This is a genomic window from Bacillus sp. 205(2023) (genome assembly GCF_037027485.1).
In the GTDB taxonomy this organism is placed as follows: domain Bacteria; phylum Bacillota; class Bacilli; order Bacillales; family Bacillaceae; genus Bacillus; species Bacillus halotolerans.
Genome location: NZ_JAXCHF010000006.1, coordinates 152,088 through 170,711 on the forward strand (window position 1 = coordinate 152,088; position 18,624 = coordinate 170,711).

Here is an 18,624-nt window from a genome sequence, read left to right on the forward strand (position 1 = left end):
CAGTCTATTTTCAACATTTTACTGTTACTATGATCGTATTACATCAGCAAAACAGCTAGAATTAATAATGAAATTTATTCATCTTAACCAATGGTTACTTTTTGTGCGAAAAGGAGAATGAGCTATGAATATTTTTGATGTGATGAAAATACCAGCTTACGAAAATGCAGTTTTAATTGCGGGAAAAGCAGGGGGAGAAAGAGAGGTTCAGCATGTCAACATGATGGATGCTCCTGATATCGCGGATTTTTTGCATAAAGACGAGCTGCTCGTCACCACCGCGTATCACCTGAAGGACAATCGTCACCAGTTATCAGAGCTGATTCGGCAAATGGCAAAACGCGGCTGTGCCGGTCTCGGCATTAAAACAAAACGGTACCTGGAGGATATCCCGAAAGAAATCATTGACCTCGCCGATTCACACGCGTTTCCGATCATCGAGCTCCCTGAGCATATACGCCTCGGAGACATTGTCAACGCCACGCTGAGCCATATTCTTGATATGCGTTCAAACGAGCTTCAGCAAGCCATTTACGCACATAAGAAATTCACAAACCACATTATGAGCGGCAAGGGATTGCAATCTCTGCTCAAAAAGGTATCAGACCTCCTTCATCTTCCCGTGCTGCTCCTTGACCAGCATGCCAAAATGCTTTCTGCATCTCATCAGATTTCATTTGAAACCGAAAAGCTCAAAAGCACGCTGCACACCGTGTCCGGGCCGTTTTTCACTTGTTTCTCTTCGATCTCAAATCAGAAAACATATTCTGTCCTTCCTATCTATAATCACGAAAAAAGCTGCGGCTACCTGCTTATACCGGAAATGGTCCAAGCCGCTGACAAAGGATTGATTCTCACCATTGAACAGGCTGCGAACGTGATTTCCTTTGAGCTGCTGAAGGAAAACGCGCTGAAGCAATACAGCTGGCGGGCGCGGAATGAGTTTTTCAGTAATTTTATCGAGCGGTCGTTCTCTTCAGACGACGAAATCAAAAACCGGGCAAAAGAATTTAAACTCCGCTGGGATCAAAAATATATGTGCATCGCCGGAAAGCTCGACCGGAATGACAGATCGATCAGCTTTACTGAAAATCAGCTGGCCTCTGACAGCGTATTTGAATTTCTTGAAGGCGAATTGTCTGCCTTCCCGTTTCCGCCTCACCTCTTTATTAAAGGAAATGTCGGCATTCTGCTGATCGAGGCGACAGACAGCTGGAGTGAAATGCACGCCTCAGTGATCAGCTTTTTAGAGCAGTTCCAAACACAGGTCAAAACCCAATTTAAACGGACATTGTCCTTTGGCATCAGCAACATTTGCCAAAAGCTGATCGATGTTCCGGACGCTTTCACAGAAGCGTCTGACGCTCTCCAATCAGGGCATTTATCAAGAAGCACGGAGTTTATCCAAGTGTATCACGCAAAAGATGTACCTGAGCTGCTTCGCCTGCTTCCGGTTGAGGATTTGAAGAAATTTTACAATTCCACTCTTCAAAGCCTGGCTGAAAAGCAGCAGGAGGATCAAAGCCTGCTTCATACACTGTCTGTCTATCTAGAGACACACTGCCAGATTTCCGAGACGGCAAAACGTTTGTACGTGCATCGCAATACGGTCATTTACCGCCTCGAAAAATGTGAAGAATTACTGGGCAAAAGCTTAAAAGATCCCGAAACGACAATGCGGTTGCGGCTTGCTTTGCGGATGCAGCGGCTGATCAGCTAGCACTTGTCACATGATGTTACAAACGAAATGTCTTTTCGTTACTTTCAGCAATAACGCTCCTATTTTTCAGCTACTGTAGCCAATGACAGCCGGCAAACGGCACGTTATCATGTTACTAAAGTTTACATGAAAAAGGAGGGACTGTAGTGAAACAAAAACCGTTTGCAGTGTTCACTCTTGGCCTGCAGCATGTGCTGGCCATGTACGCAGGTGCGATTTTGGTGCCTCTGCTTGTCGGCAGAGCGCTGAATGTAACGTCGGAACAGCTGTCCTATCTATTGGCGATTGACCTGTTAACATGCGGAGCCGCGACGCTTTTGCAAACCTGGCGAGGAGCGTACATCGGCATCGGCCTTCCCGTCATGCTCGGCAGCTCGTTCGTGGCCGTCACCCCGATGATTGCAATTGGTGCAAATTACGGCATTTCAGCGATTTACGGTTCAATCATTGCAGCTGGTGTCTTGATCTTCTTGTGTGCCGGGTTCTTCGGCAAGCTGACCGTGTTATTCCCTCCTGTCGTAACAGGAACTGTTGTGACCTTGATTGGTCTTTCTCTTGTTCCGACAGGTGTGAAAAATATGGCTGGCGGAGAAAAAGTAAACGGCAGTGCTAATCCCGAGTACGGTTCTCTCGAAAACCTTCTTCTTTCTGTCAGCGTCCTTATCCTGATCTTAGTCCTCAACCGCTTTCTCAAAGGGTTTGCCCGAACGCTTTCCGTTCTGATCGGGATTGCTGCGGGTACTGCGGCGGCTGCCGTCATGGGCAAGGTCAGCTTTTCATCTGTATCTGAAGCCCCATTCTTTCAAATCCCGAAGCCGTTTTACTTTGGCGCTCCATCTTTTGAAATCGGTCCGATCATCACGATGCTGATCGTCGGAATTGTCATTATCGTTGAATCAACCGGCGTTTTTTACGCCATCGGAAAGATATGCGGCCGGCCCCTAACCGAAAAAGACCTGGTCAAAGGCTACCGGGCGGAGGGAATCGCCATTATGATAGGCGGGCTGTTCAACGCCTTTCCCTATAATACATTTGCACAAAACGCCGGATTATTGCAGCTGACAAAGGTGAAAACGAGAAACGTCGTCGTCACCGCGGGCTGTATCCTTCTTTTCCTTGGGCTGATTCCTAAGGTTGCCGCTCTTGCTTCCTCCGTTCCCGCGGCTGTACTCGGCGGCGCAACCGTTGTCATGTTCGGCATGGTTATCGCCTCCGGAGTAAAAATGCTCAGCACAGTGGATCTGAAAAACCAATATCATCTGCTGACCATCGCCTGCTCAATCGCACTCGGCATCGGCGCCAGCACAGTGCCGGCGATTTTCGCAGAGTTTCCCGCTCCGATCCGCATTTTGGTCAGTGACGGCATTATCACAGGAAGCCTGACTGCGATCTTTTTAAACCTATTCTTCAGTTTGCGTGCCAGCAAGGAAAAAACCGTTCAGAAGGAAGAACTGCCGGTATTAGAAAACACACTTGTTTTAGAAAAAGAGGTGTAAATAGAGATGAAGGAACAGCATCATTCCTTTCAGCTTTTGATGCTTGGGCTTCAGCATATGCTGGCGATGTACGCAGGAGCCATTCTCGTCCCTCTGATCGTCGGAGCTGCGATCGGGCTCAATGCGGGCCAGCTGACGTATTTAATTGCCATTGATTTGTTTATGTGCGGGGCTGCGACTCTGTTACAGCTCTGGAAAAACCGCTATTTCGGCATCGGCCTTCCTGTTGTGCTCGGCTGTACATTTACTGCAGTCGGCCCGATGATTTCTATCGGCAGCACATACGGTGTCTCAGCGATTTACGGTTCGATTATCGCAGCCGGGCTGATTGTCGTTTTAGCCGCGGGCTTCTTCGGGAAGCTTGTCCGTTTTTTCCCGCCGGTCGTAACCGGCTCAGTCGTTATGATTATCGGCATCAGCCTGATTCCGACGGCGATGAATAATCTGGCCGGCGGCGAAGGCAGCAAAGACTTCGGCTCACTAGGCAACGTGCTGCTTGGCTTTGCCGTTACAGCCTTTATTTTAGTGCTGTTTTATTTCTTTAAAGGGTTTATCCGCTCCATTGCGATTTTGCTCGGCCTTGCAGCTGGAACGGCAGCCGCTTTCTTTATGGGAAAAGTCGATTTTTCTGACGTCGCGGAGGCATCCTGGGTTCATATTCCTTCTCTATTTTATTTCGGCACGCCAACCTTTGAGCTTCCCGCCATTCTCACCATGCTATTGGTTGCGATTGTCAGCCTTGTTGAATCAACGGGTGTTTACTTTGCTCTTTCCGATATGACAAACAGGAAACTAACAGAAAAAGATCTTGAGAAAGGCTACCGTGCGGAAGGGCTTGCGATTGTGCTTGGCGGCTTATTTAACGCGTTTCCGTATACAGCCTTCTCGCAAAACGTCGGCATCGTTCAGCTTTCAAAAATGAAAAGTGTCAATGTCATCGCCATCACGGGATTTATGCTGATGGCAGTCGGTCTGATTCCAAAAGCCGCGGCATTGACGACCGTGATCCCGAATGCAGTGCTCGGCGGCGCGATGATTGTCATGTTCGGCATGGTCATTTCTTACGGCATTAAAATGCTTTCCGGCATCGATTTTAAATCACAAAGCAATCTCCTGATCATTGCTTCTTCTGTCAGCTTAGGGCTTGGCGCCACGACGGTGCCCGCTTTGTTTTCATCTCTTCCGGGAGCAGCTTCCGTGCTGACCGGAAGCGGCATTGTCATTGGCAGCTTAACCGCGATCGCACTGAACGCTTTTTATCAATTCAAACGGCCCCATGGCGCGGAAATCAATACGTAAAGGGTGATGGCTCATGTTCACGATTGACGACCTGAATCAAATGGATAGACAAACACTGACTGACACACTTGGATCTATTTTCGAGCACTCTGCATGGATTGCGGAGGAGGCCGCGGCACTCCGCCCGTTTTCCTCCCTTTCTGATTTGCATCAAAAAATGTCCCGCTTAGTCAAAGCTGCGGATCGCAAGACACAGCTTGAGCTCATCTGCAAACACCCCCGGCTCGGCACCAAGAAACCAATGAGCGCTTCCTCTGTAAAAGAGCAGCAAAACGCAGGGCTCAGTAAGCTTGAACAGCAGGAATACGAGGAATTTCTCAAACAAAATGAAGACTACTATCACAACTTCGGTTTTCCTTTTATTTTAGCGGTAAAGGAAAAAACGAAACAGGAGATCCGCCAAGCCCTGCTGACAAGGCTGAAGAACAAACCAGAAACAGAATTCCAGCAGGCACTTGAGGAAATATACCGCATCGCCCGCTTTCGTTTAGAGGACATCATTACAGAAAAAGGAGAGATTCAAATGAAAAGAACCATGTCTTACGGCAAAGGAAATGTGTTTGCCTACCGAACGTTTTTAAAACCGCTCACAGGCATAAATCAAATCCCAGAGTCTTCTTTTACGGGCAGAACCAATACAGTTGTCGGCATTGATGTGACATGCGAAATTGGCGGAGATGCCTTTTTGCCGTCATTTACAGACGGAGATAATACACTCATCGTGGCTACGGATTCGATGAAAAACTTTATTCAGCGCCACCTCGCTTCCTATGAGGGAACAACCACCGAAGGCTTCTTGCATTATGTGGCTCACAGATTTTTAGACACCTATTCACATATGGACACGATCACTCTGACAGGCGAAGACATTCCGTTTGAAGCGATGCCTGCATACGACGATCAAGAGCTCGGCACAAGCCAGCTTGTCTTCAGAAGATCGCGCAATGAACGCGCTCGGTCGGTGCTCAAAGCAGAACGAACTGGGGATACGATAACGCTGAAGGAGCAATACAGCGAAATCACGGATCTCCAGCTTGTCAAAGTAAGCGGAAACTCCTTCGTCGGCTTTATCAGAGACGAATATACGACTCTCCCTGAAGATGGCAATCGGCCGCTCTTTGTCTATTTAAACATCAGCTGGCGTTACGAACATGCGGATGATGCATACGCCGCCGATCCAGCCCGTTACGTGGCGGCTGAGCAGGTACGTGACTTAGCGAGCACTGTATTTCACGAGCTCGAAACGCCCTCCATTCAAAACTTAATCTATCATATCGGATGCAGAATATTAACGAGATTCCCGCAGCTCGCGGATGTCAGCTTCCAATCTCAAAATCACACATGGGATACAGTCGTCGAAGAGATTCCGGGCACAAAAGGAAAAGTCTACACAGAACCGCGCCCGCCATTCGGTTTCCAGCGGTTCACCGTGACGAGAGAAGACGCCGAGAAAGAAAAACGGAAAGCCGGGGAAGCATTAGGGAGCCTGAATGCCTGATGGGGAAGCTGACAACGCATATCTTGGATTTAACCTGCGGCAAACCTGCGGCGAACGTAAAAATCGAATTGAAGCGGCTGAACGAAGAGGTCATCCCTGTTAAAGAGGCCTTCACCAACGATGACGGCCGAGTCGATGCTCCGCTACTGGCAGGGGAAGAGCTGGTGTCTGGAGAGTATGTGATGGAATTTCATGCAGGAGACTACTTTGCAGGAAAGAAAGCGAACACGGCTGAGCCGTTTTTAACGATTGTAACAGTTCGTTTCCATCTTTCTGATCCGGAAGCTGATTATCATATCCCGCTTTTGCTGTCGCCGTTTGGTTATCAGGTGTATAGGGGGAGTTAAGAAAAGAGCCCGCCCGCTGGTGAGGCAGGCTCCGTAGATGTTTAGGTGATTGCTGGATCACTGCATAAATAAAAGACCCTCCCTATTGTGAGAAGGTTCCTGCGAATTATGCCACATCCGGACCTCGTATTTGAGAGTTCGAGTTTGTTTTTAAATATTAAATTTATCGTTCTCTATTTCTACTTAGACTAAAAAAAATTTAAAATCAATTAAACTAGTATCACTATCAAGTTATCTCCATCAGCATATCATGTACTATCCTCTTTTAAGGGAGGTGAAGTTATGAGGTCATTCCCTTTGATCGTGGTGCTATTTATCCTATTAATCATCGTTGGCACTTCTTTCTTCGGTGGCTATTAAGAACTCACCTTCCCCCATATCCGTCAGACGCCATAAGAATTCTTTATGGCGTTTGTTTTGCTATAGCGACAAGGTTTTGACAGGGAAATATAACACTCGCTACAAATCCTCGTCCTCCATTACAATATGAGATGAGAGCGAGATGTTTTCCCACAACGCGGCCGCGTCTTGATCACGCTCTTCAATTAATCCTACCATTTAGAAACGCTTGTTAACGGATTTGTTAGTTTCTATCGGATCGATTTCTTCCGCACCTACAAAAATTTTTTTTCATTCCCTTTTCTCCAAAATGAATTATTTTATTTTTTCAATCGATTTAACAGGTACTTCCGGTGGATTGAGTATTAAGTCAATCCGTTGAACAGTGACAAAGACGACAGAAAAAATCAGGGAACAAAGAAAGGTTAGTAAAAGTATTTTCCACCAATTTAAGTTATTCATCATCTCTTCTCCCTCTTTCCTTAATTTGTAACATTACCCATTTCTAGTATCAAACACAACTAGGCAAAAAGTAAAGGGAGAAGAGGTATTTCATCTTCACGATCTGTAATTGACGTTTATCCTTTATCGATTCGCTTAATTTTTTATATCCGGTGCTTTGCCGTAGCTGCGGGAAAAGTCCAATGACTCCCTTTTCCCACTTGCTACCTCTTTTCTAATCCTGCAAGCCGACCGCATAATCCCTCCATAACCGGTACACCTGCACAAATTGCCCGCCAGCCCTTCTTCAATATCTTCGTCAGTAGGTTGCGGGTTTTCCTGAAACAGAGCTTTGAGCGCAATCGTCATCCCTGGTGTGCAATATCCGCATTGGAAGCCTCCTTCCTCCAGGAAAGCGGTTTGGCAGATATCCAGTTCTTCTTTTTGAAGCCCCTCAATGGTTGTGATCGAATGGCCGTCCGCTTGGTATGCCATGGTCATACACGCATTGGCGAGCTTGCCGTCTAGCAGGACAGAACATGCACCGCAACGGCCGATTCCGCAGGAAATTTTAGTTCCGGTCAGCTGGAATTCCGTCCGCAGAAGGTCACTCAAGCAAGCTGTAGGAACCGCATCAACCTCCCGCGCTATTCCATTTACGTTCATTCGGAACCGATGCTTTTTTACAGAGAAAGATCCTGCTTCTTTTACGTCCATTGCTTTATCCCCTTTCTGTCTATCTCACCAAGCAGCTCTTCACGCGAAATCGGCAGCTTGTTCACCCAGCAGCCGACGGCATCATGTACCGCCTTTACAATCGCCGGGGTGATGGCGATCGTTCCTATTTCTCCGACACCGCGCGGGCCATATGAGTCACCATCCATCAGCTCTTCTATCGCGGTCAGTTTCATTGCCGGAACATCTTTGATTCCCGGAATTACATATTGATCCAAATTCTCCGCCGTGTAACGGCCGTCCGTCATTTTTGCTTCCTCCATCAGCGTATAGCCGAGCGCCATAGCAGCGCCGCCTTCGATTTGTCCACGATAGCCCTGCGGACTGACAACCGGACCTGCCGCAATGGCGTGCTCACAATCTATCACTCTGACATCGCCTGTTAATAGATCAACCTCCACCTCAACTGCAGCCGCTCCAAATGAGTAGAGAAAATGGCCGCCGACCACAGGATCGGGCGTTGTCGGAAAATCGAATGCTGTTTCCTCAGTCAAAGGGCCTTTTTTTGCCAATTCCTTATAGGTCACCACCAGCTCCTTTGTATTATGCATCCGCAGCCCCCCAGCGCGGAGAATGAGTTGTTCAGGCAAACATGAGACCATTTGTGCGGCACGTTTTTTCAACTGATATAGAAACGGTTTCTTCAAACGCTGGATCGCGTGCCACACCATGCTCGTGCCGCGGGATGCTGTGGAGGAGCCTGACTTTGGCGCTTTTGCGGTATCCCCGATGATAATGGAAATATCCTCCGCCGCGCAGCCCAGCTCTTCGGTCACAATATGTTCAATCGCGGCGAGGATGCCCTGCCCGCACTCTTCAAACCCAAACGAAACCGTGATTTTGCCGTCACTTGAAAGGGAAAGGCGCCCTCCTGCGGCATCCATCCGTCCATAGCCAAGCCCGCCCCCGTGCATGGTAATCGCGGCTCCAACACCTCTTCGTTTATAACGAGACGTCTGATGTTTTCTTTTGAAAATAGGAGATGCAGAAATGACGTTCAACACCTGCGCCGCTCCGTCAGTGGGCGCAATCCGATGCTCAAGCGGCCCCGGGTCATGCGGTTTTCTGATATTTCTTCTTCGCAGCTCCAGCGGGTCGATGCCGAGTATGCTGCTGAGGCGATCTAGATGGGTTTCAAGCGCAAATGTGATTTGATTGCCGCCAAAGCCTCTGAATTCTCCCGCCACCCCATTGTTCGTATACACAGAAATCCCTTCAGTACGGATATTCGGAATGCGGTACGGACCGGCGGCATGCTCGGCAGAAAAATCCAGGACTGCCGGTCCCAGCGTGGCGTAAGCGCCTGTATCGGCAATGATTTTCACATCATGAGCCAGAAGCTTCCCTGTTTGATCAGCCCCTGTTTTGATCGTGATTTTCATCGGGTGGCGTTTGATTCCTGAGCGTACAGATTCCTGCCTCGTCTGATGAATTTTGACCGGACGCCCGCTTTTACGGGCTAAAAGCGCGGCATACGGCTGAATATTCAGCTCATCCTTTCCGCCAAATGAGCCGCCCATCGGACTCGACACAACCCGAATTTTCTCTTCAGGAATACCAAAAATGCGGGCAAGCTGAAAACGGTCCTTGTAGCCGTGCTGAGTGCCAGCGTACATTGTAAAACCCCCGTCACGTTCCGGAACAGCTACACCCCCTTCCGTTTCCATATACGTATGCATCTGCCGCGGCAGTTCGTAGGTTTCTTCAAGGATGGTGTGACACGATTGGAATCCCGCTTCCACATCGCCGTGCGAGAAAAACGCACGATGAAGGATGTTCCCGTCCGGGTGCAGCATATACGCATCTGGCCGGAGCGCTTTTTCCGGAGAATCAATGACCTCCAGCTCCCTGTACACCACGTGAATCAGCTCCAGCGCGGCTTCGGCAATGTCTTCTGTTTCTGCGGCGACAGCGGCAACTGCATCCCCCACATAACGCACTCTATCCTCGCATAGAACCGGCTGGTCAGGAATGACAATCCCAAAACGATTGAAACCCGGAACATCCTTATGGGTGACGACCGCCCGCACACCTTCCATTTCTTCAGCCTTTTTGGTGCAAATCGATACGATTTCCGCATGAGGGCAAGCGCTTCTCAGGATTTTGCCGTACAGCATTCCCGGAAAGGTGAGATCAGTCATATACTTCAATTCACCCGTGACCTTTTCCCTTCCATCCGGCCTTATTCTTGGCGGTTTGCTTATGCTCATTTATTCCCCTCCCTCAAACATCAGCTCGGACATGATGACGTTGGCAGCCGCTTTTTTTCTGTATGCCGCTGACACGAAAGCATCGGCTGAAAACGGCAGCTCCTTGATAAGTGTTTCGTACAGCTCGTGTGCCTTCCATTCAGGATCAATCCATTTACATTCGCTCTCTATTAATCTTTTCGGCCTAATATCGGCATGGCCCGCTGCGAGGCGAATGTCACCGTCTTTCAGTAAACGTCCTGCCGCCACAGCAACCGCTCCGGTAAATGCCTGCCGCCTTCCCAGCTTGCGGAAAAACACACGATCTCCCTCTGGACGCGGGATGATCACACGCGTCACGATTCCATGTGAATACTCTTCACTGGAGATCCATTCAGCAAGCGGCAGCCTGACAAGCTCCTTCTGATAAACGATAAGCTCCGCATCAAGCACAAGCAGAAGCGGAATCAAATCCCCTATTTTACTCGCTATGTTGCCGCCAATTGTGGCCCGGCTTCGGATTCCCGGCGCTGCAACAGCAGAAACTGCATCACATAAGCAAGCCAGATCTCGCTTGATGAGGCTTTTTTTTCTGCATTCATTCAGCGTGGTGAGCGCCCCGATCGACACATGGGTGCCGTCTGCGGTAATGCCTTTCATCTCATCAATGCCTTCGAGGCTGATGAGATGCGCTTTCGGAAGAATTCCTTTGTCCCATTGGAGCTGGAGCAGCGTGCTGCCCGATGCTGCACACACATCTGGCGCAAGCTGCTCCAAAAGAGAAAATGCCTCATCAAGCGCTGCCGGCTTCCATAATTGAATGTTCATTCGCGCTTGTGTCACTTGTCCGTTCATGTATTCGCCTCCTGACAGTGTCATATTCCTCCGGCGTATCAATATCTTCCAGTTCCTCGCACGCTTTCACTGCCAGCACCGCTCCAGTGCCAAGCTGTCCGTTTTTCAGCAGCCTGCGGGCACCCTCATCTCCCTTTAACTCCTTTACATATGGAAAACAGGCGGATGAGAAATAAATAGGCGGACTGAGCGTACGCAAAGATGCTGACACGGCAAACATTTCATGAGCCCTTGATATCAGGGCATTTACATGATCGACAGAAAGCTGCGGCTGGTCACCCAACAGAATGACGATCCCGTCTGCCCCCATGCTTTCCGCTTTTTTCACCCCGCTGCTGACAGAATGCCCTTGGCCCTTTTCCGCCTCTTTACAGACATGCAAACTCCAGCGATCCAGAAAAGGCGGTGCTTGATATTGCGCCCCGATCCACTCAAGTGAAGCATTTTCTGTTCTCTCGACAATCAGCACATGGTCAAGACGGGATAATAGAGCTGTTTTTAATGAAACCGATCCGATCGTTTCTCCTTTTAGCGGCAATGCCAGCTTGTTTGTGCCCATTCTCTCGCTTTTTCCGGCCGCCAAAAATACACCGATAATGCTCATATAACCGCCAGCCGTTTTCGTGTTTGAAGGATTTCCGCAACGATGCTGACGGCAATTTCCTCTGGGCCTTCCGCGCCGATTTTCAACCCGACCGGACTGTAAAAATGCGCGGGCGGCTGTTTTCCATTCAGCAGCCGTTTCGTGCGGTTTTCGGAACCCAAAAGCCCGATATAATGAAGGTCTCGAGAAAATAAGGATTCAACGATGACTTGATCGTGCTGAAAATGGTGAGTCGCCACAACAGCGGAATCCTGAGGGGAAAAACCAAATTCACTGAGCATCTGCTCCGGAAAGGCAGTGATCAGCTGATCTGCTTTTGGAAAAAGAGAGGCTGTGCAATATGCAGGCCGCCAATCTGTCACAATGACAGAAAATCCGGTCTCAGCCGCCAAATTGGCGAGCGGTATCATATCTGGGCCCGCCCCAAACAGAATGAGACGCGGCTTCGGCTCAATACGCTGAATAAAAATGTTTGATGATGGATCAAAATGCGGTACATGAAGCGTTGAAGCGGTGCGTTGAATATCTTGAAGCGGCACATCCGGCCAGTGCCCAAAATACCCGTTCTCTGACAAAAACAGATAACGCCCTGCCTGTGAGGATTCAATCTGTGTAACGGCTGTTACGGCTTTTCCTGAATGAAGGCAGTCTCTTACTCTTTCATAGTGCCGCTTTTTTTCCTGAGAGATTCGTTCCGCATAGATATGAATAACGCCATTGCAGCCGACTCCCATGCCCCACGAAAGATCGTCTTCAGCTCTCATGTCATAGGATATAAGCGCTGTCGTCAGCTGATCGCCGAGCTCACCGATTCTTTCGGATACATCCTCTTCCAGACACCCGCCGCTCAGCAAGCCGATTCTTTCTCCGTTTTTCTTAAAGAGCATGGTGGCGCCTGCTTTTCGATATGCAGAGCCTTCAACTTGAACAATAGTCGCCAGCACAGCTTCATCCTGATCTTCCAGAAGCGCATCTAATATCGTGTGAAAATACTCCAATGCCGCATCCCCCTTTCAAAAATTGCTGTAAGAAATAAAACGTCATTTTATAGGTGCCTTGTATAAAGAATAGATGAAAAAAGAAAAAGTGACTCATGCTCCGTCAGAAAATGCAACACAGAGAAAACGGATTTGTAAAAAGAGTCAAACGGAGAAAATCAGATTGGAGAATGAGCGAAAATGAAAAAAGCCTGCGGAATTCCGCAAGCTTTTTCTTTAAATCGCTGCCTGGCTCTTAGCATTTTCATATACATCAAGCGCGGCCTGAAGCGCTTTTCCCGCTTCGATCACAGCGCCGTGTCTGAGGAGCACAGCTTCTAATCCGGCAAGGACAAACAGTACGTTTTCTCTTCTGCAGCTGTAGCCCATCGTACCAATTCTCCAAATCTTCCCGGCTAAAGGGCCGAATGAGCTGGCGATTTCGATTCCGAACTGTGCCAAAAGCATATGGCGGACCGACTCTCCGTCCACGCCGTCCGGGATTTGCACACAGGTGACAACAGGCATTTTGCAGCTCTCATCCCCAAACAGCTTCAGCCCCATCGCCTTAATCCCGGCTATTAATGCGGCCTCATGGTATTGATGCCGCTCGAAACGTGCTTCAAGACCTTCATCAAGCACCAGTCTCACGCCCTCACGCAAGGCATAAAGCATCGTCGTCGCTTCTGTATGATGATTGAGCCGCCGTTCGCTCCAATAATCCTCAAGCTGGCTCAAATCAAAATAATTGCTGGTGATCGGACGATTTCCGGCAAGCGGCGCCTTGTCTGCCTGAGTCGCAATTCCGCGTTCCACCTTTTTGCGCGCCGCAAGGATGTCCGCCACCCGTTCATTATATGTAATCGGCGCCATCCCCGACGGAACAGACAAACACTTTTGCGTGCCGCCGATAGCTGCGTCAATGTTCCATTCATCCACTTTCACCTCGCAGCCCCCAATTGTCGCTACCGCATCGACTATAAACAGTGCATCCCAAGCACGGCACGCTTCTCCGATCGCTTTCAGCGGATGAATTCGGCCAGTTGATGTTTCCCCATGTACCATTGCTACAATTTTCGGCTTCACTTTTTCCATTTCCCGTATAATAGCGTCAGGGTCTAAAACCGTTCCCCACTCACACTCAAGCGTATGAACATTCGCCCCGTACCGCTCGGCAATTTCAGTCAGCAAAAAGCCGAAGCGTCCGTATATCGGAATAAGCACGTCATCTCCCGGTTCAATGACACTCGCTAACACCGCTTCGATTCCCGCCCGGGATGTGCCGTCAATCGGATACGCCCAGCGGTTTTTTGTTTGAAACAATTCTCGGAGCATCTCCATCGTTTCATTCATGATATCGGTAAACGCCGGGTCAAATTGGCCGACAACCGGCGTGCTCATCACTCTTAATACACGCGGATCGACCTCTACGGGTCCCGGTGTCATAATCGTTCTTAATGGTGTACATAATTCTTTTCTGCCTGACACAGCCATTCCTCCTTCATCAGTAAGCCAGTTTGTATAATAAATCAGTCAATGTGCGGACGCCGATCTCAAGCTGACGTGCAGAAGTAAATTCCTTCGGCGAATGGCTGATGCCGCCTCTGCTTGGCACAAACAGCATACAAGCGGGGCAGCTCCTTCCGATCATTTGCGCATCATGCCCTGCCCCGCTCACCATTTCTTCACAGCTGATACCGTTTTCTGCCGCTGTCTCAAGAGCCTTGGCAGAAAGCGTTTCGTCCATCGGCACAGGCTCTATCCGCATATATTCATCAATCATGGCGTGAATCCCTTTTTCGTCACAAATGCCGTTGATGACAGCAGTCATTTCTTCATGAAAATGCTCCAGAACACGCTGGTTTTGATGTCGAATATCGATTGAAAACTGCACCCGTCCAGGAATGACATTGGCCACATTGGGCTCCACCGTCATTTTTCCGCATGTCAGACGAAGCTCATCCGGCTGTTCTTCAGCGCGAAGCAGCAGTTCATGAATCACTCGGCTGCTGGCTGCGAGCGGGTCCTTGCGCCACTTCATGGAGGTGGTCCCTGCGTGGTTACATTCTCCCTCAAGCGTAATCAGATATCTCCTCTGCCCGACTATACTTGTCACCACACCGAGATCTCGTCCTGACATTTCAAGCGTCTGTCCTTGTTCAATGTGAATTTCAATAAAAGCGTTGATGTCTGTCCTGTGCGCTGACGGATACACGCCTCTGCCAAAACCGCTGTCATGCATCGCCTCTTGTAATAAAACACCTGATCCGTCTCTCGGTACTTCCGCATGCTTCAATGCCAAAGCACCCATCATATTCCCTGATCCCCAGTATGTCATCGGAAAACGGCTGCCCTCTTCCTCACATAAAGACACGGCCTCAAGCGTTTTTTTAGGCGCTCCGTATGTTTCTTTGAGCTGCTTTAAAGCAAGCATTGCCGCAAGCACGCCATATGAGCCATCATACTTTCCCCCATTGATCACAGTATCGATATGTGAGCCGGCTAAAATCACTTCATCCGGAGACTGGGTGCCCTGAAGCCTTCCAAAGACATTGCCGACATCGTCAAATCTGGCGTCAAGCCCAAAAACCGACATCTCCGCTTTCACGGCGAGCTGCGCGTCCATCCACTCCTTGGTGTACAAAAGTCTCGTCACCCCGCCATCAGCAGACGCACCGAATTGGGCAAGCCAATCGATGTAATCAGCGATGCCGCTTTCTGCTGAAAGCCTCTGCTTTTCCATGTGCTTCCTCCTCTGGCCGTTATGGTGACTTCATTATAGAGGGAGGAAGACGTATAGTTCATCAGCACATAAACCAAAAAAATGTTTGTTTTTTGGTCATAATAACCAGCCTGCCATTCCATTTTAGGAATAGCAGCCAGTAAGGAAGAGAGTCAATAGGCAGCAATGGATTAAAAAAACAGCGAGAGGAAAAAGTGGTTCTAAAGATTTATTGTATGAACTAGCGAAAAACACGGGAAGGCAATGCTTGCAGTGAAGCAGCACTCGAACAAGGAACAGCGCTTGCCAAAACTCAGCGGGAGCAATAACGCGGACTAAAGATCCTGGAACAATAGAGTTCCGCCTCCTCCAAAGTTACTAATTTACAAATTTAATAAAAAATATACAAAATGACACTTCTAACCTTTATCTCAATTTTAGATAATAGACATGATCTGATCTAAAGGAGGGCAAGTGATGACAAAAAAAGCAAGGTTTCTGCCGCTCGTCTGTGTATTACTGATTTCCGGATGGTTTGCGCCCTCTGCTTCGGCAAGCGCGCAAACCGGATTGAACCTGAATGACCGTGCAGCTACTTCTTCCGCAGCCTCCGGGGGCATTCTCTCATTAGTCTCTCCCGCGGCACCATACGCCGACACAGACACCTATTATGAAGGTGCTGAAGGAAAAAGCGGAGAGGCGTTAAAAAGCGCGTTGCACCGCATCATTAGCGGACATACGATGCTGTCTTACAGCGAGGTATGGAACGCGCTGAAAGAAACAGATGCAGATCCGGCCAATCCGAATAACGTCATCCTGCTCTATACGAATGAATCCCGTTCGAAAAACCTGAACGGCGGCAATGTCGGGGACTGGAACCGGGAGCATGTCTGGGCGAAATCCCATGGCGATTTTGGTACAAGCAAAGGGCCCGGCACTGATATTCATCACTTGCGTCCAGCAGACGTCCAAGTAAACAGTGCCAGAGGCAACATGGACTTTGACAACGGCGGCAACGAGTATGCGAAAGCGCCCGGAAATTATTATGACGGAGATTCTTGGGAGCCCCGCGATGATGTGAAAGGCGATGTCGCCCGCATGCTGTTTTACATGGCTGTCCGTTACGAAGGAGATGACGGCTACCCTGATCTTGAGCTCAATGATAGGACAGGAAACGGCTCTGCTCCTTATCACGGAAAACAATCCGCCTTGCTTGAATGGAATAGGCAGGACCCTGTTGATGCCCGCGAAAGAAAAAGAAATGAAATCATTTATGAAAAATATCAGCACAACCGAAATCCATTTATCGATCACCCTGAATGGGCAGACGACATTTGGCCGTAAGAAAAAGGTGCTCCCCCGAAGGGAGCACCTTTTCTAATACACAGCCTGTTCCGTTTCCGCATCGAAAAAGACGGCGTGATCCATTTTCACCGCCAGCTGAATTGTATCGCCCGCGGAGATTCGATTGCCGCCATCCAGGCGAACCGTGAGCCGCTCGTTCCCGGCGCTGACATGCACAATCAGCTCAGATCCCAAATTTTCATTCACTTCCACCGTCGCTTTAAACACAGAATCAAACAGCCGGTCATTTCCAGTCATTTGTGCGATGTGCTCCGGCCGTACACCGGCTGTCATCTGTTTTCCGGCATAGCCTTTTTCCTTCAGCCGTTTCGCCTTTTCTTCAGGAATATGAAGCCGGATCGAAGGGTTTGTGAAAAACAGCTCGCCATGGTGCTCTTCAATCATGCCTTTGAAAAAGTTCATTCCGGGAGAGCCAATAAACCCGGCCACGAACAGGTTTGCCGGATAATGATAGATATCATGAGGCTTGGCCACTTGCTGAATTTTACCTTCATTCATGACGACAATCCGATCGCCCATCGTCATCGCTTCAGTCTGATCATGGGTGACATAGATAATGGTTGCTTCCAGCCGCTGGTGAAGCTTGCTGATTTCTGTCCGCATCGTCACTCTCAGCTTCGCATCCAGATTAGAAAGCGGTTCATCCATTAAAAAGACCTTTGGTTCCCGCACAATTGATCTGCCAAGCGCCACCCTTTGCCGCTGGCCGCCGGAAAGTGCCTTCGGTTTTCTCTTCAGCAAATGCTCAATCTCCAAAATGTTTGCAGCTGCATGCACCCGCTCGGCAATTTCTTGTTTCGGCATTTTTCTGAGCTTCAGTCCAAATGCCATGTTATCGAAAACAGTCATATGCGGATACAGCGCATAGTTTTGAAACACCATCGCGATATCACGCTCCTTCGGCGGAAGATCATTGACCCGTTCCCCATCGATAAAGAGGCTTCCTTCCGAAATGCTTTCCAGCCCAGCCACCATCCGCAGGGTTGTCGATTTGCCGCAGCCTGACGGCCCCACCAGCACCAAAAGCTCTTTATCTTTTACATCTAAATCAAAATCCTTCACCGTTAATTGTGAATGATATGATTTTTTGACATGTTCAAATGTTAATGAAGCCATCAGAAAACTCCCCCCGTCTTTTTTTCTCCGTTATTTCGTCACTGGAAACAACTCGGTCTTTCTGTTATTTTTAGAGTAATCGATTCCCATATTTGCTATATTTCTAAAACAAAAAATGCAAATTTGTATTATAACGTCATAATACATTATAATATAAATAATAGCTTAAAAGGAGGCTACCCCTTGTTAAACAACGGAAGTTCAACACCTTTATACATTCAGCTAAAACAAATCATAACAGATGACATTAAAAAGGGCTTGTATTCCCCGGCTGCCAAGCTGCCCACAGAAAACGAGCTTTGCAGCAAGTATAATGTCAGCCGTATTACCGTCAGAAAAGCCATTCTCGATCTGGTCGAAGAAGGCTATCTGATCAGGCAGCAGGGAAAAGGAACGTTCGTTAAAAAGCCTAAATTGAAGAGAGAGCTGATCGCAGTAAACGGCTACTCGGAATTTATGGAATCAACCGGAAAAAAACCGAAGCACCAGGTTCTGTCCCATGAAATCATTCCAGCATCGAAACCGATCGCCGAAAAGCTTCAGATCAATCCCGAGAGCTCTGTCGTTGAATTAAAACGGATTTTATATAACGATGATCAGCCGCTCACCTTTGAGATCACGCATTACCCGCTGGACATGTTTCCTGCCATCAATACGTTTATTGCTGACGGTGTATCTATGCATGATATTTTGAAACAGCAATACCAAGTTGTTCCCACTCACAATACAAAACTATTAAATGTTGTCTATGCCCAGCAGGAGGAAAGCAAATACTTGGATTGCGATATCGGGGATGCGCTGTTTGAAATCGATAAAACCGCATTTACCTCAAACGATCAGCCGATCTACTGCTCACTGTTTTTGATGCACACAAACCGTGTCACATTTACAATCAACAGTCCCTACACATGACAGGCATAA

Annotated in this window: 16 protein-coding genes; 8 read left to right on the plus strand and 8 right to left on the minus strand. The window is 48.5% G+C overall.

Translation table 11 applies throughout. From position 1 onward, the window contains the following. The first annotated feature begins 124 nt into the window (after positions 1-124). The 6 genes from pucR (at position 125) to WA325_RS15505 (ending at position 6,720) form a co-directional block, all read left to right on the plus strand. On the plus strand, positions 125-1,720 hold the full coding sequence (gene pucR / locus WA325_RS15480) for a purine catabolism transcriptional regulator PucR (protein ID WP_336183905.1): 1,596 nt from the start codon (positions 125-127) through the stop codon (positions 1,718-1,720). 200 nt (positions 1,721-1,920) lie between these two features. Next, a complete protein-coding gene (locus tag WA325_RS15485) occupies positions 1,921-3,216 on the plus strand; it encodes a nucleobase:cation symporter-2 family protein (RefSeq protein ID WP_442895285.1) in 1,296 nt (431 codons plus the stop codon). A 6-nt stretch (positions 3,217-3,222) separates the two neighbouring features. Next, on the plus strand, positions 3,223-4,515 hold the full coding sequence (locus tag WA325_RS15490) for a nucleobase:cation symporter-2 family protein (protein ID WP_105991623.1): 1,293 nt from the start codon (positions 3,223-3,225) through the stop codon (positions 4,513-4,515). A gap of 13 nt (positions 4,516-4,528) precedes the next feature. Beyond that, positions 4,529-6,013 (plus strand): factor-independent urate hydroxylase, encoded by a 1,485-nt coding sequence (gene pucL, locus WA325_RS15495; RefSeq protein WP_248337994.1) that lies wholly within the window; start codon positions 4,529-4,531, stop codon positions 6,011-6,013. Then, positions 6,013-6,360, plus strand: a complete 348-nt coding sequence (gene uraH, locus WA325_RS15500; RefSeq protein ID WP_105953825.1) for a hydroxyisourate hydrolase — start codon at positions 6,013-6,015, stop codon at positions 6,358-6,360. The genes pucL and uraH overlap by 1 nt, the downstream gene beginning before the upstream one ends. Positions 6,361-6,642: 282 nt before the next feature. After that, the gene (locus WA325_RS15505; protein WP_072175780.1) at positions 6,643-6,720 is read left to right on the plus strand and encodes a YjcZ family sporulation protein; all 78 of its coding nucleotides are present in this window, start codon (positions 6,643-6,645) and stop codon (positions 6,718-6,720) included. 576 nt (positions 6,721-7,296) lie between these two features. Here WA325_RS15505 and pucE read toward each other — a convergent pair. The 7 genes from pucE to allC form a co-directional block, all read right to left on the minus strand. Beyond that, the gene (gene pucE / locus WA325_RS15510) at positions 7,297-7,857 is read right to left on the minus strand and encodes a xanthine dehydrogenase subunit E (RefSeq protein WP_248337988.1); all 561 of its coding nucleotides are present in this window, start codon (positions 7,855-7,857) and stop codon (positions 7,297-7,299) included. Next, positions 7,848-10,085, minus strand: a complete 2,238-nt coding sequence (gene pucD, locus WA325_RS15515) for a xanthine dehydrogenase subunit D (protein WP_336183907.1) — start codon at positions 10,083-10,085, stop codon at positions 7,848-7,850. The genes pucE and pucD overlap by 10 nt, the downstream gene beginning before the upstream one ends. After that, a complete protein-coding gene (gene pucC / locus WA325_RS15520; RefSeq protein ID WP_105953828.1) occupies positions 10,086-10,919 on the minus strand; it encodes a xanthine dehydrogenase subunit C in 834 nt (277 codons plus the stop codon). After that, on the minus strand, positions 10,858-11,523 hold the full coding sequence (gene pucB / locus WA325_RS15525) for a xanthine dehydrogenase accessory protein PucB (RefSeq protein ID WP_336183908.1): 666 nt from the start codon (positions 11,521-11,523) through the stop codon (positions 10,858-10,860). The genes pucC and pucB overlap by 62 nt, the downstream gene beginning before the upstream one ends. Beyond that, entirely contained in the window at positions 11,520-12,521 is a 1,002-nt protein-coding gene (locus WA325_RS15530) for an XdhC family protein (RefSeq protein ID WP_336183909.1), read from the minus strand. Before WA325_RS15530 ends, pucB begins: the two co-directional genes overlap by 4 nt. Positions 12,522-12,737: 216 nt before the next feature. Then, positions 12,738-13,988, minus strand: a complete 1,251-nt coding sequence (locus tag WA325_RS15535) for a pyridoxal-phosphate-dependent aminotransferase family protein (protein WP_336183910.1) — start codon at positions 13,986-13,988, stop codon at positions 12,738-12,740. Positions 13,989-14,004: 16 nt separating this feature from the next. Further along, a complete protein-coding gene (gene allC / locus WA325_RS15540; protein ID WP_336183911.1) occupies positions 14,005-15,243 on the minus strand; it encodes an allantoate deiminase in 1,239 nt (412 codons plus the stop codon). Between the two features lie 456 nt (positions 15,244-15,699). Between allC and WA325_RS15545 the strand changes: the two genes are divergently transcribed. Continuing rightward, positions 15,700-16,566, plus strand: coding sequence for an endonuclease I family protein (locus WA325_RS15545; protein WP_044159027.1), 867 nt, complete (start codon positions 15,700-15,702; stop codon positions 16,564-16,566). Between the two features lie 33 nt (positions 16,567-16,599). Here WA325_RS15545 and WA325_RS15550 read toward each other — a convergent pair whose 3' ends face one another. After that, a complete protein-coding gene (locus WA325_RS15550) occupies positions 16,600-17,703 on the minus strand; it encodes an ABC transporter ATP-binding protein (RefSeq protein ID WP_336183912.1) in 1,104 nt (367 codons plus the stop codon). A gap of 183 nt (positions 17,704-17,886) precedes the next feature. On the opposite strand from WA325_RS15550, the gene frlR reads away from it, so the two are divergent. After that, on the plus strand, positions 17,887-18,615 hold the full coding sequence (frlR, locus tag WA325_RS15555; RefSeq protein WP_336183913.1) for a transcriptional regulator FrlR: 729 nt from the start codon (positions 17,887-17,889) through the stop codon (positions 18,613-18,615). The last annotated feature ends 9 nt before the right edge of the window (positions 18,616-18,624 follow it).